This is a genomic window from Modestobacter sp. SYSU DS0511 (genome assembly GCF_054050755.1).
The window spans coordinates 1-12,964 of record NZ_JBJGZY010000043.1 but is presented as its reverse complement, the minus strand read 5'-3'; the positions used below and the strand labels follow the sequence as shown (position 1 = coordinate 12,964).

Genomic DNA, 12,964 nt, shown 5'->3' with positions numbered 1-12,964 from the left:
TGGGCCGGGGGGCTGACCGGCGGCTGACTCACAGCCAGCGATCGAACCACTCCGTGACCCGCTCCGACAGGTGCAGCACGTTCTCCCGCCCCACGATCGTGTGGCCTTCCCCCCGGAAGAGGAGCAGCTCCGCGGGGGCGTCGCGCGCAGCGAGCGCCTGGTGCGCCTGTACCGACTCCAGCACCGGCACGTTGGTGTCCCGGTCGCCGTGGGTGAGCAGCACCGGGGCGCGGAGCCGGTCGAGCATCGTCATCGGGGAGATCGCGGCGAGCATGTCCCGGTCGGTGACCGGGTCGCCGTACTCGGTGACCGACGCCGCCGCCATCCACGGCTCGGTGCCGGCGAAGAAGGTGCGCAGGTCGCTCATCCCGGCCAGCGTCACGCCGGTGGCGAAGAGCTCCGGCCAGCGGGTCAGCGCCACCAGGGTCAGGAAGCCGCCGTAGGACCACCCGTAGGCGCCGAGGTGGCCGGGGAGGGCGATGCCGCTGGCGACCAGGTGGTCGACGGTGGCGGGGACGTCGGCGAAGGACGCCTCCCGGGCGTACAGGTCGTCGGCGGCCATGAAGGCGTGCCCGCGACCACCGGAGCCGCGCACGTTCGGCGCGAAGACGGTGAGCCCGGCCGCGACCAGCGACTGGGCGAGCGGGGAGTACGCGGGCCGCTCCTGCCCCTCCGGGCCGCCGTGGAAGCTGACCACGGTGCGGTTGGGGCCCTGCACACCCGGCGGGGTGTACAGCCAGCCGTCGAGCTCGGTGCCGTCGTACGACGGGTACTCGCAGCGCACCGGGGTGACCAGCAGCCGCGGGTCGGGCCGGCGGGGCGTGGAGGGCAGCGGCGCCGGCTCCTCCCCGTCGCCGTCCAGGGCGACCCGGTACAGCGCGCGGGGCGCCGTCGGGCCGGTCAGCTCGGCCAGCAGCGTGCGCCCGTCGGCCGCCAGCGACCAGCCGGGCATGACCGGCTGCGGCAGCGGCACCGACCGCACCAGCCCGCCGTCGGCGACCCGGCGGATCTCCAGCTGGGTGACGCCGTCGACGTTCCACACGCAGATCACCGTGCCGTCGAGGCGGACCGCGTAGGCGTCCAGGTCGGCGTCGGGCCGGGAGACGAGCACCTCCGCCTCCCCGGGGACGCGGTCCTCGCCGTGCAGCGGGACCCGCAGCAGCGCGGTCCGGTCGCTGCGGGGCACCCCCGGCCGGGGCGGCAGCGCGGCGCGCAGGAAGACCGCCGCGCCGTCGAGGGCGAACCGGCCGTCCTCGCTGGCCGCGCCGCCCGGCGCCCCCAGCGGGATGACCCGCCGCTGCACGCCGGTGGCGACGTCGACGGTGACCACGTGCCGGTGCCCGCGCGGACCGCGCCGGGCCAGCACGGTGCGCTCGTCGGCGGCGACGGCGGTGACCGCGAGGAAGCCGCCGCGGGCCAGCGTCCGGTGCGCCCCGCTGACGACGTCGACCAGCACGACGTCGGCGTCCGGGCCGTCGCCCGGGGCGATCGAGCAGACGTAGTGGCCCGGCTGCAGCGTCCAGCCGCCGGCGAACACCGTGGCGCGCGGGTCGTGCCCGGCGACCAGGTGCCGGTCGGTGCCGTCCGGGCGCACCGCCCACAGCTCGGCGCAGATCGAGCCGCCGGGGCTGACCAGGTAGGCCAGCCACTCACCGTCCGGCGACCAGGCCACCGAGACGACCTCCTCGCCGGCGCCCGACAGCACCGCCGGCGGGGTGTGCTGGTCGAGCGCGGCCACCTCCAGCCGCGGCAACCCGGAGCGGTCGCTGACGTAGGCGATCCGGTCACCCGTCGGCGCGAGCGCGGGGGTCCAGGCGCCGGAGGCGCCGGCGATCTCGGCGATCGCCAGCCGGACGGCGGTGGAGAGGCCGGTCCGGCGCAGCACGTCGGTCATGGCATCTCCTCGTCAGCGTCGTTCGGGGGCCCGGTGCCGGTCAGCGGGCCCCGGCAGAGTGGAGCAGACGCCGGCGGCGCGCCCTTCCGCACCACGCCGCGAGGTCCGTCACACGCCGGTCAGCGGATCCCGTGCCGCTGCAGCCAGAGCTCCAGCAGCCCCACCTGCCACAGCTGGTTGGCGCCCAGCGTGGTGCGGTGGGCGTTCGGGTCGGCCAGCAGCCGGTCGACGTGCTCGGGGCGGAACAGGCCCCGCTCCCGCGCCTCCGGCGCGTGCAGCGCCGCGCGCACCGTCTCCAGGTAGTCACCGTGCAGGTCGATGATCGCCGGCACCGGGAAGTAGCCCTTGGGCCGGTCGATGACGTCGGCCGGGATCACCTTCCGGGCGGCGTCCTTGAGCACGCCCTTGCCGCCGTGGGCGAGCTTCAGCTCGGGCGGGACGGCGGCCGCGAGCTCGGCGAACTCGTGGTCCAGGAACGGCACCCGGGCCTCCAGGCCCCAGGCCATCGTCATGTTGTCCACGCGCTTCACCGGGTCGTCGACGAGCATGACCGTGGAGTCCAGGCGCAGCGCCTTGTCCAGCGTCGTCTCCGCACCCGGCCGGGCGAAGTGCTCGGCGATCAGCTGCCGGCTCACGTCGTCCGCGGTCAGCCACTGCGGGGAGAGCGCCTGGGCCAGCCGGCTGTGCGGCTGGTCGACGAAGTGCCGGGTGTAGGCGTCGACGGCCTGGTCGGCCGGAACGCCGGCCAGCGGCGGGTACCAGTCGTAGCCGGCCATCACCTCGTCGGCGCCCTGGCCGCTCTGCACGACCTTCACGTGCTGGCTCACCTGCTGCGAGAGCAGGTAGAAGGCGACGGCGTCGTGGCTGACCTGCGGCTCGCTCATCGCCGCGATCGCCCCGTCGAGCCCGGCGTGCACGTCGGCGCTGGGGATCATCAGCCGGTGGTGGTCGGTCTCGAAGGTCTTCGCGACGACGTCGGAGTAGACGAACTCGTCACCCGAGCGCTCGCCCACCGCCTCGAAGCCGATGGAGAAGGTGGCCAGCCCCTTCTGCCCCTCCTCGGCGAGCAGGCCGACGACCAGGCTGGAGTCGATGCCGCCGGACAGCAGCACCCCGACCGGGACGTCGGCGACCATCCGCCGGCGGACGGCGACCCGCAGCGACTCGAGCACCCGCTCCTGCCACTCGGCCGGGTGCAGACCGGCGAGCTCCGGACGCCGCTGGTGCACCGGGCGCCAGTACTCCCAGTCGGTCTCGGTGCCGTCGGGCTCGTAGGTGCGCACGGTCGCCGGTGGCAGCTTCCCGACCCCGGCCAGGATCGTGCGCGGGGCGGGGACGACGGCGTGGAAGGACATGTAGTGGTGCAGCGCCACCGGGTCGATGGTGGTGTCGACCCCGCCGGCGCGGACCAGCGCGGGCAGCGAGGAGGCGAACCGCAGCCGGCCCGGCCCACGGCTCAGGTAGAGCGGCTTGATGCCGAAGCGGTCGCGGCCCATGACCACGCGCCCGGTGTCCCGCTCGACGACGACGAAGGCGAACATGCCCAGGAAGCGCTCGACGCAGTTGCGGCCCCAGCGGTGGTAGGCCTTGAGCACCACCTCGGTGTCGGAGGTGGAGAAGAACCGGTAGCCGGCAGCCTGCAGCTCGGCGCGCAGCTCCTTGTAGTTGTAGATGATCCCGTTGAAGACCAGCGTCAGCCCGAGCTCGGCGTCCACCATCGGCTGCGACCCGGCGTCGGTCAGGTCGATGATCTTCAGCCGCCGGTGGCCCAGGGCGACCGGGCCGGCCTGCCAGCCGCCGGAGCCGTCCGGCCCCCGCCGCTGCAGCTGGTCGCACATCGCGGCCACCGCCCCCATGTCGGCCACGCCGCCGTCGAACCGGACCTCACCGGAGATGCCGCACACGTGCTCCCCTTCCGCTCGTCGCGGAGGCGCCGCGCCGCGCCGTCCGTCTGACCACCATCCCCCGCGGGTGTTTCCAGCACATGACCCGGGCGGGGCTCGGCGCACGCCGAAGCTCCCATTCTGGTCGAGCCGTGCGCAGCCTGCGACCGCACCGTCGCCCAGGGTCGGGGGTGCGGCCGACTCCGTTGTCGAGCCGACGCGCCGGACCGGGCGTGTCCGTGGCGCGCGTCGCCCGGGCGGCCGATAGCGTTGCCCCGGTCCGCTCCCCCGGGCTCGCACCGGATCCTGCTGGAGGTCGCCCCTCATGCGCGCCCTGCGCCTCGTGGCTCTCTCCGACGACGGCAAGCACCTGGTGCTCGCCGCCGACGCGGTGCCCGCCGCCGACGGGTCGGCCCCGTCCGAGGACGTCGAGCAGTTCCAGCTGCCCGTCGACGACCGCCTGCGGAAAGCGCTGGCCGAGCACTCCCGGCCCCCCGGGCAGAGCTCCGGAGACCAGCTCCCGCCGCGGGTCATCCAGGCTCGCATCCGGGCCGGGGAGTCCCCGGAGGAGGTCGCGGACGCCTCCGGCACGCGGGTCGAGCGGATCATGCGGTTCGCGTACCCGGTGCTCCAGGAGCGGGCGCGGGTCGCCGAGCAGGCCCGGGAGGCGCGCGTCCGGCTGTCCGACGGCACGCCCGGCATCCCGCTCGAGGAGTTCATGTCCGAGCGGCTGCGGCTGCTGGGCACCGACGTCGACGCGATCCGCTGGGACGCCCACCGCACCGAGGACGGCGCCTGGCAGGTGCGCGCCGACTGGGACGCGGGCGAGAAGTCCGGCAGCACCCGCTGGCGCTACGAGATCCCCGCCAAGTCGGTGACGCCGGTCGACGCCGCCACCACGGACTTCGCCGAGGGCACCCGGCTGGTCCGGGTCGTCCCGGACGTCCCCGCCGGGTCGCCGGCCGCGCCGGCCGGCCGCCGCGGCATCTCCGTGGTGCGTCCCGGCGGAGCCGAGGAGCCGGCTCCCGACGAGGGCCCGACCGACGTCGACGAGGCCGACATCAACGGGGCGGACATCAACGGGGCCGGCATCAACGGAGCCGACCCCGATGCGGCGCCGGCCCACGCCGGGCCGGCTGCCGCGGACCCCGCGCCCAGTGCCGCCCCGGCCGCCCAGGTCGACCCCGACACGCAGGACACCGTGGTCCTCGGCCGCCTCGCCGAGCCGGGCGACGACCACGAGTTCGAGTTCGAGGACGAGGACGACCCCCGGGCCCGGATCCCCGCCTGGGAGGACATCGTGTTCGGGGTCCGCCGGCGCCGCTGACGCTCTCGGCGGGGAACCGGAACAGCTCCGGCGTAAAGAGGTCGCCGGTGCCACCCCCGCGGCATAGCCTGCGCTGGCCATGACCGAGACCGCCGCCCCTCCCGAACCCGACCGGGGGCGGCTCACCGCACTGGCCCGGTCGTGGCCCTTCGCACGCCCCTACCGCCGCCTGATCGCGCTGACCTTCGTGGCGGCGCTGCTGGCCAGCCTCACCCAGCTGGTGGTCCCGCTGGTCGTCCGCGGCATCGTCGAGGGCCCCATCGCCGACGGCGACCGCGGGGCGCTGGTGCCGCTGCTGGGGCTGGCGCTGCTGTTCGGGCTGGCCGAGGCCGCGCTGTTCTTCCTCCGCCGCTGGGCGATGAACGTCAGCAGCCTGCAGATCGAGCGCGACCTGCGCGACACGCTGTACCGCCGGCTGCAGCGGCTCCCGGTCGCCTTCCACGAGGGCTGGTCCTCCGGCCAGCTGCTCTCGCGCGCCACCTCCGACGTCGCCACCATCCGGCGGTTCGTCGGGTTCGGCGCGGTCTTCCTGCTGGTCAACCTGATCACCTGCGTCGTCGTCGGCGGCGTCCTGGTGGCCATCCACTGGCCGCTGGGCCTGGCCGTGCTGGCCACCAGCGCGCCGCTGGTCGTGCTCGGGATGCGCTGGGAGAAGCGCTACAACACCCAGTCGCGCCTGGTGCAGGACGAGCAGGGCGAGCTGGCCACCGACGTCGAGGAGGCGGTGCAGGGCATCCGGGTGGTCCGGTCGCTGGGGCGCGCGGGCTGGTCTTCGGGCGCTACGACCGCAAGGCGGTCCGGCTGCGCGACCTGCAGCTGGGCAAGGTGCGCACGCTCGCCCTGATCTGGTGCCTGTTCGAGTTCCACCCCCAGGTGACGCTCGCGCTGATCCTGGTCGGCGGCGCCCTGGCGGTGAGCAGCGGTGCGATGACCGCCGGCGCGCTCATCGGCTTCGTCGCCCTGTTCACCGTGCTGCTGTGGCCGATCCTCTCCCTCGGCTTCCTGCTGGCCCAGGCCCAGGAGACGGCCAGCGCCTGCGACCGCATCGGCGAGCTGCTCGACGCGCCGCTCACGGTCACCGACCGCCCCGGGGTGCGCCCGCAGCCGGTGGGCACGCCGGCCCGGCTGCGCTTCGAGCACGTCTCCTTCCGCTTCCCCGGCAGCGACGACCCCGTGCTGCGCGACGTCGACCTCGACGTCGCCCCCGGGGAGACGGTCGCGCTGGTGGGCGCCACCGGGTCGGGCAAGACGACGGCGACCGCGCTCGTCGCCCGGCTCCACGACGTCACCGGCGGGCGGGTGACCCTCGACGGCCACGACGTCCGTGACCTGCCGCTGGACCAGCTGCGCAGCGTGGTGGCGACCGCGTTCGAGGAGGCCACGCTCTTCTCGATGAGCGTGTGGGAGAACGTCACGCTCGGCCGGCCCGGTGCCGGGGACGCCGAGGTCGAGGAGGCGCTGCGGGTCGCGCAGGCCGGGTTCGTGCACGACCTGCCGTGGGGGCTGGACACCCGGATCGGCGAGCAGGGCCTGTCGCTGTCCGGCGGGCAGCGACAGCGGCTGGCGCTGGCCCGCGCGGTGCTCGGCCGGCCGTCGGTGCTGGTGCTCGACGACCCGCTGTCCGCGCTCGACGTGCACACCGAGGCACTGGTCGAGCGGGCGCTGCGCGAGGTGCTCGCCGAGACGACGGCGCTGGTGGTCGCCCACCGGGCCTCCACCGTGCTGCTGGCCGACCGGGTGGCGCTGCTCGAGGACGGGCGGATCACCGCGGTGGGGCCGCACAGCGAGCTGCTGGCGACGGTGCCGGCCTACCGCGAGCTGCTCTCCTCGGCGCCGGAGCTGGCCGGGGCCGGCGAGGGAGGTGCCCGGTGACCACCCCCGGCACGGGCGCGGCCGCCGCGACCTCCCCCGGTGGCGCGCCGGCCGACGCGCACGCCGACTGGCGTGGGGTCGCCGCGGAGGACGCCGGTGAGCTGAGCACCACGGCCAGCACCTTCCTGCGCGGTCGCTCCCGCCGGCTGCTGGGTGAGCTGCTGCGGCCGCACCGCCGGGCGCTGTGGGCGCTGCTGGCGGTGATCGTGGCGCAGAACCTGGCCTGGCTGGCCGGTCCGCTGCTCATCGGCATCGGCATCGACGTCGCGGTGCCGGCGCTGCAGGACGGGGACCCGTGGCCGCTGGTCTGGACGACGGCCGCGATGGTCGGCGCGGCCTGCGCCGACGCCGGGCTGCGCTACCTGTTCCTCACCGGCTCCGGCAGGGTCGGCCAGGCGGTGCTGCTCACCCTGCGCCGTCGGGTGTTCACCCACGTGCAGCAGCTGCCGCTGTCGTTCCACGAGCGCTACACCTCGGGCAAGACGATCAGCCGGCTGACCAGCGACGTGGAGGCGCTGGCGGAGCTGCTCGACGAGGGCCTGGACGGGCTGCTCACCGCGCTGTTCAGCATCCTGGGCATCGGCGTCGTCCTGCTGGTGCTCGACCTGCCCCTCGGGTCGGTCGCGCTGCTCGGCTTCCCGGCGCTGCTGCTCATCGGCCGCTGGTTCCAGCGCAACTCGACCATCGCCTACCGCCGCACCCGGGAGACGGTCGCGGCGCTGATCGTGCAGTTCACCGAGACCTTCGGGGGCATCCGCGCGGTCCAGGCGTTCCGCCGCGAGCCGCGCAACGACGAGCTGCACACCGAGCTGAACGAGGCCAACCGGCGGGCCCACCACCACGCCTTCTGGCTGATCGCGGTCTTCGTGCCGGCGGTCACCACCGTGGCCAACCTGGTCACGGTGGGCGTGCTCGGGTTCGGTGCACTGCGGGTGATGGACGGCGACCTGCGGGTCGGCGTGCTGCTGTCCTTCCTGCTCCTGCTGCGCCGGTTCTTCGACCCACTGCAGGACATCGCGATGTTCTACAACAGCTACCAGTCGGCCAGCGCCGCGCTGGAGAAGCTCTCCGGGGTGCTGGAGGAGCGCTCCACGGTGCCCGAGCCGGCCGACCCCACCCCGCTGCCGCACCCCGCCGGCGAGCTGGTGTTCGACGGGGTCCGCTTCGGCTACGGCGCGGCCACCGTGCTCCCGGAGCTGGACCTGACCATCCCGGCCGGGCAGACGGTGGCCCTGGTCGGCGCCACCGGCGCGGGGAAGTCGACGCTGGCCCGGCTGGCCGCCCGGTTCTACGACCCGCTGGCCGGGCAGGTGCGGCTGGACGGGGTGCCGCTGGACCGGCTGTCCGACGCCGACCTGCGCCGCGCGGTGGCCATGGTGACCCAGGAGAGCTTCCTGTTCTCCGGCTCGATCGCCGACAACATCGCGTTCGGCCGCCCCGACGCCACCCGCGCCGAGATCGAGGCGGCCGCCCGGGCCATCGGCGCCGACTCCTTCATCCGGTCGCTGCCGGAGGGGTACGACACCGACGTGCGCAGACGCGGCGGGCGGCTGTCGGCCGGGCAGCGCCAGCTGGTCAGCTTCGCCCGTGCCTTCCTCGCCGACCCCGCGGTGCTGGTGCTCGACGAGGCCACCAGCTCCCTCGACGTGCCCAGCGAGCGGCTGGTGCAGCGCGCCCTGCAGACGCTGCTGGCCGATCGGACCGCGCTGATCATCGCCCACCGGCTGTCCACCGTGGAGATCGCCGACCGGGTGCTGGTGATGGACGCCGGCCGGGTGGTCGAGGACGGCGCCCCGGCCGAGCTGGTCGCCGGCACCGGCCGGTTCGCCGGCCTGCACCGAGCCTGGGCCGACAGCCTGGTGTAGCAGCTGCACCAGGCGCGGAACGCGGGTTCCCCGATGATCGTTCGGGTAGAGAACAGGTCGTCGTCCGCGGTGGACGCACGGGTGGCCGGATCCCTCCGGTCGCCGCCACCGGACCGACCCCGAACGGAGGAAGACGTGTCAGCTTCGGTCTCGATGCCGCTCGGCGGCGTGCAGGTGGCGTCCTACGACGACTACCAGCAGGCCCAGCGCGCGGTGGACCACCTCTCCGACCAGAAGTTCCCCGTGGAGAACGTGACGATCATCGGCAGCGACCTGCGGCTGGTCGAGAAGGTCACCGGCCGGCTCACCTGGGGCCGGGCGATCGGCGCCGGCGCAGCCAGCGGTGCCTGGTTCGGTCTGTTCGTCGGCCTGCTGCTGGGCATCTTCGCGCCCGACGGCAGCAGCTGGATCGGCTCGGTGCTCACCGGCCTGCTGATCGGTCTGGTGTTCGGCGCGGTGTTCGCCGCGGTGGGCTACGCGGCCACCGGCGGCCGGCGCGACTTCACCAGCACCAGCCAGACGGTCGCCAACCGCTACGACGTGATGTGCAACCCGCAGTTCGCCGAGGAGGCGCGCGCCGAGCTGGCGCGGCTGTCGCTGCGCGGCTGAGCCCATCCCGGGACGGCGGCCGGGGGGCCGTCGTCCCGGCGGTCAGAACCCCCCGCTGCGGTGGCCCTGCGCGTCGGCGCCGCGGTAGGCATCGACGTTCCCCCGCACCGCGCTGCGGCTCACGCCGGCGCCGATGTCGCCGCGCACCTGGGCGCCCCGCGCCCGGGTGCGCCGGTCCATCCACCACGCACCACCCAGCAGCACGACCAACACCACCGTGGCGACCACCCAGAACGTCATGGCGGAACGGTAGTGCTACGCAACTCCGGGCACCAGGGCCGCGGCCGGCCGATCAGCGGAGCGCGGCGAAGGCGATCGCCGCCGCGGCGGCCACCCCCAGGGAGTCCACCCCGCTGCGCATCGGGATGCGGGCCCGCACCTGCGCCGCCGCCTGGGCCTCCGCGGTGAGGCCGGGCCCCTCCGCGCCGAGCAGCACCGCGGTCCGCGGGTGCGCCACCGGGTCGACCTCGGCCAGGTCCACCGCATCCGCCGCGGGCGTGAGGGCGACGGTGCGGTAGCCGGCCGCGTGCAGCTGCTCGAGGCCGGCCGGCCAGTCCGGCAGCACCGCGAACGGCAGCGACAGCACGTGCCCCATCGAGACCCGCACCGCGCGCCGGTACAGGGGATCGGCGCAGCGCGGGTCGAGCAGCAGCCCGTCGACGCCCAGCGCCACCGCCGAGCGGGCGATCGAGCCGAGGTTCTCGTGGTCGTTGAGCGCCTCGAGCACCGCCAGCCGCCGGGGCACGGCCGGGTCGGGGCCGGCGAGCAGCTCGGCCAGCGGCGTCGGTGGGCGGCGGTCGGCGGAGGCCAGCACGCCGCGGGTCAGCCGGAAGCCGATGACGTCGGAGAGCACCCACTTGTCGGCCTCGTACGCCGCGACGTCGTCCGGGAGGCCCAGCGCAGCGACCCGGCCGGGCACCCCGAAGACCGCGCGCACCCGGTACGGCGAGGCGAGCAGCCGCTCCACGGCCGGGACGCCCTCCACGATGACCGGCCCGGTGCCCCGCTCCGTGCCGGGTCGGCGGTCACCGGAGACGAGGTCGCGGAAGTCGGCGACCCGCTCGTCGGCCGGGTCGGTGATCAGCACGGGTTCGGCGGGCACGGCGCCGATCATCCCCGCCGCCGTCCGCCCGGGATCAGGTGACCTGATCGTGCGTGCTCCTGGCTCAGGCTGGGAGGTGAGCCAGGAGCAGGCACGGTGAGCTGAGCTGATCCCGGAGCGGCCACGGCGGGCGGGACGGCGGCGCGCACCGCAGGATCGCCTCGTGGACTCCCTGAGCACCGTGGTCGTCGGCGCGGGCATCTCCGGCATAGCCTGCGCCCGGGCCCTCGCAGCGGCCGGCCGGCCGGTGCAGGTGCTCGACCGGGGGCGCCGGCCGGGCGGGCGGATGGGCGGCCGCACCCTGCACGGGCGCCCCGTCGACCTGGGCGCCTCCTACCTCACAGCGGGCGACGACTCCCCGCTCCGCCCGGTCGTCGACGACTGGGTGCGCCGCGGGCTGGCCCATCCGTGGACCGACACCTTCGCCGTCGCCGGCCCGGACGGGATCGAGCGGACCACGACCGGGCCGGTGCGCTACGGCACCCCCGGCGGCCTGCGCAGCCTCGTCGTCGACCTGGCCGGGGGGCTGGACGTGGTCCCCGAGCGCACGGTCACCGCGGTGTCCGGCGGCGGCACCCCGACGGTGGACGGCGACCCGGTAGCCGCGGCGGTGCTGGCGGTGCCCGACCCGCAGGCGGCCCGGCTGCTGCCCGCCGGGAACCCGGTGCGTCCCCGGCTGGACGCCGACGGCTGGCGCCCGGCGGTCGCCGTCGCCCTCGGCTGGCCCGACCGGCGCTGGCCGGCGGACCTGCACGGGGTCTTCGTGCACGACCACCCGGACCTGGCGTGGGTCGCCGACGACGGCGCCCGGCGGGGCGACGGGGCCCCGGTGCTGGTGGCGCACACGACGGCGGAGCTCGCCGCCCGGCACCTGGACGACCCGGCGGGCGTGGTCCCCGCGGTGGTCGCCGCCGTCCGCCAGGTGCTCGGTGTCACCGGCGACCCGGACTGGGTGCACGCCCACCGCTGGGCGATGGCCCGACCGGGGTCGCCGCGGGAGGAGCCGTTCCTGCTCGCCGAGGGGCTCGGGGTGTGCGGCGACGGCTGGTCCGCACCGCCGAAGGTGGAGAGCGCCTTCCGCTCCGGCACCGGGCTGGGCCGGGCGCTGGCCGCGCCCCGCTGACCGAGCGCCCGGGAGGCCCACTCTCCCGGGGGAGGTCGGCCCGGCGGGCCTGCGGCAGCGGGCCGGACGGGCCGATGCTCCCCCGGTGTCGAGCCGCACCCCACCCGAAGCCGGGGGAAGCCCCGCCCGGTGGGGCGTCTTCCCGCGGCTCGCCGTGGGCATGGCCCTGCTGGGCCTCGCCGTCGGTGCGGTCTTCCCGCCGTTCGCCGAGGTGCTGGGCGTGCCGGCCCAGCACGCCACCGCCCCCTCCTTCCGCACCGCCTGCCTGGCCGCCGGCCTGGTGCTCGGCGGCGCCAACTGGTGGCTGGCGCGGGTGGTCATCGGCCGCCGGCTGCGGGTGCTCGCCGGCCGGCTCACCGCCGTGGCCCGGACCGTCGGCGACCCGGTGGCCGGGGACCACGTCAGCACCACCGCGCTGACCCTGCCGGTCGAGTCGGCCGACGACCTGGGGGCCACGGCCACGGCGTTCAACGCCCTCCTCACCGCCCTGGAGCGGGAACGCCGTTTCCGGTCGGTGGTGCACGCCACCAGCGACGTGCTGGCCCTGCTCAACCCCGCAGGCGAGATCGCCTTCGTCTCCGACTCGGTCACCGACGTGCTCGGCTGGTCGCGCGAGGACGTCCTCGGCCGCCGGGTGGACCACCTGCTGCACGACGAGGACGCCGACCTGTTCACCGTCGACGGCCACCCGGTCACCCGCGACCAGGACCGGTCTCAGGTCTTCGTGGTGCAGGCCCGGCACCGGGACGGCGGCTGGCGGCACCTGGAGGTCAGCTCCGCCGATCGCCGCGACGACCCGGTGATCGGCGGGGTGCTGCTGACCGCCCGCGACGTCACCGAGCGCCTCGAGCTGCAGCGCCGGCTGTCGTTCCAGGCCACCCACGACGACCTCACCGGCCTGCCGAACCGGGCCGCGGTGCTCGACCGGGCCGACGCGCTCCTCGCCGACCCCCGCGGCCGCGGCCGGCTGGCGGTGGTCTTCCTGGACCTCGACGGGTTCAAGGAGGTCAACGACACCCTCGGCCACGGGCACGGCGACCAGCTGCTGGCCCAGGTGGGGCCCCGGCTGCGGCCACTGGTGCGCGAGGGGGACCTGGTGGGCCGGCTCGGCGGCGACGAGTTCGCCGTCCTGATGCCGGGCGTCAGCGCCACGGAGGCGGGGGGGGGGGGGGGGGGGGGGGGGGGGGGGGGGGGGGGGGGGGGGGGGGGGGGGGGGGGGGGGGGGGGGGGGGGGGGGGGGGGCGGGGTCGCCGGTGTCCGGCCGCTTGCCACCCCCACCGACACCGCGA

General features: G+C 75.8%; 11 protein-coding genes. 7 read left to right on the top strand and 4 right to left on the bottom strand.

What is annotated here, in order from left to right; genetic code table 11:
• Positions 1 to 28: 28 nt before the first annotated feature.
• The gene (locus tag ACI783_RS17125; RefSeq protein WP_457141558.1) at positions 29 to 1,894 is read right to left on the bottom strand and encodes a S9 family peptidase; all 1,866 of its coding nucleotides are present in this window, start codon (positions 1,892 to 1,894) and stop codon (positions 29 to 31) included.
• Positions 1,895 to 2,013: 119 nt separating this feature from the next.
• On the bottom strand, positions 2,014 to 3,798 hold the full coding sequence (locus tag ACI783_RS17120; RefSeq protein ID WP_457141557.1) for an N-acetylglutaminylglutamine amidotransferase: 1,785 nt from the start codon (positions 3,796 to 3,798) through the stop codon (positions 2,014 to 2,016).
• Positions 3,799 to 4,102: 304 nt separating this feature from the next.
• Between ACI783_RS17120 and sepH the strand changes: the two genes are divergently transcribed.
• From sepH to ACI783_RS17095, 5 genes are all read left to right on the top strand, one after another.
• Positions 4,103 to 5,104, top strand: coding sequence for a septation protein SepH (sepH, locus tag ACI783_RS17115; RefSeq protein ID WP_457141556.1), 1,002 nt, complete (start codon positions 4,103 to 4,105; stop codon positions 5,102 to 5,104).
• Positions 5,105 to 5,183: 79 nt separating this feature from the next.
• Positions 5,184 to 5,948, top strand: coding sequence for an ABC transporter transmembrane domain-containing protein (locus ACI783_RS17110; protein WP_457141555.1), 765 nt, complete (start codon positions 5,184 to 5,186; stop codon positions 5,946 to 5,948).
• Entirely contained in the window at positions 5,930 to 6,976 is a 1,047-nt protein-coding gene (locus ACI783_RS17105; protein WP_457141554.1) for an ABC transporter ATP-binding protein, read from the top strand. Before ACI783_RS17110 ends, ACI783_RS17105 begins: the two co-directional genes overlap by 19 nt.
• A complete protein-coding gene (locus ACI783_RS17100) occupies positions 6,973 to 8,841 on the top strand; it encodes an ABC transporter ATP-binding protein (protein ID WP_457141553.1) in 1,869 nt (622 codons plus the stop codon). The genes ACI783_RS17105 and ACI783_RS17100 overlap by 4 nt, the downstream gene beginning before the upstream one ends.
• 135 nt (positions 8,842 to 8,976) lie before the next feature.
• Entirely contained in the window at positions 8,977 to 9,450 is a 474-nt protein-coding gene (locus ACI783_RS17095; RefSeq protein ID WP_457141552.1) for a general stress protein, read from the top strand.
• 42 nt (positions 9,451 to 9,492) lie between these two features.
• On the opposite strand, the gene ACI783_RS17090 is transcribed toward ACI783_RS17095, so the two are convergent.
• Both ACI783_RS17090 and ACI783_RS17085 read right to left on the bottom strand, forming a co-directional pair.
• Positions 9,493 to 9,690, bottom strand: coding sequence for a hypothetical protein (locus ACI783_RS17090; protein WP_457081434.1), 198 nt, complete (start codon positions 9,688 to 9,690; stop codon positions 9,493 to 9,495).
• A gap of 52 nt (positions 9,691 to 9,742) precedes the next feature.
• Entirely contained in the window at positions 9,743 to 10,552 is an 810-nt protein-coding gene (locus tag ACI783_RS17085) for a TrmH family RNA methyltransferase (RefSeq protein WP_457141551.1), read from the bottom strand.
• A gap of 163 nt (positions 10,553 to 10,715) precedes the next feature.
• Here ACI783_RS17085 and ACI783_RS17080 point away from each other — a divergent pair, with 163 nt between their 5' ends.
• A complete protein-coding gene (locus tag ACI783_RS17080) occupies positions 10,716 to 11,675 on the top strand; it encodes an NAD(P)/FAD-dependent oxidoreductase (protein WP_457141550.1) in 960 nt (319 codons plus the stop codon).
• Between the two features lie 85 nt (positions 11,676 to 11,760).
• A partial coding sequence (locus tag ACI783_RS17075) for a diguanylate cyclase domain-containing protein (protein WP_457141549.1) occupies positions 11,761 to 12,964 on the top strand: 1,204 nt, incomplete at its 3' end.

What these genes read in the sequence shown, in the direction of transcription:
- ACI783_RS17125 (WP_457141558.1), bottom strand. Translation starts at nt 1,894, where the DNA reads ATGACCGACGTGCTGCGCCGGACCGGCCTCTCCACCGCCGTCCGGCTG.
- sepH (WP_457141556.1), top strand. Translation starts at nt 4,103, where the DNA reads ATGCGCGCCCTGCGCCTCGTGGCTCTCTCCGACGACGGCAAGCACCTG.
- ACI783_RS17110 (WP_457141555.1), top strand. Translation starts at nt 5,184, where the DNA reads ATGACCGAGACCGCCGCCCCTCCCGAACCCGACCGGGGGCGGCTCACC.
- ACI783_RS17090 (WP_457081434.1), bottom strand. Translation starts at nt 9,690, where the DNA reads ATGACGTTCTGGGTGGTCGCCACGGTGGTGTTGGTCGTGCTGCTGGGT.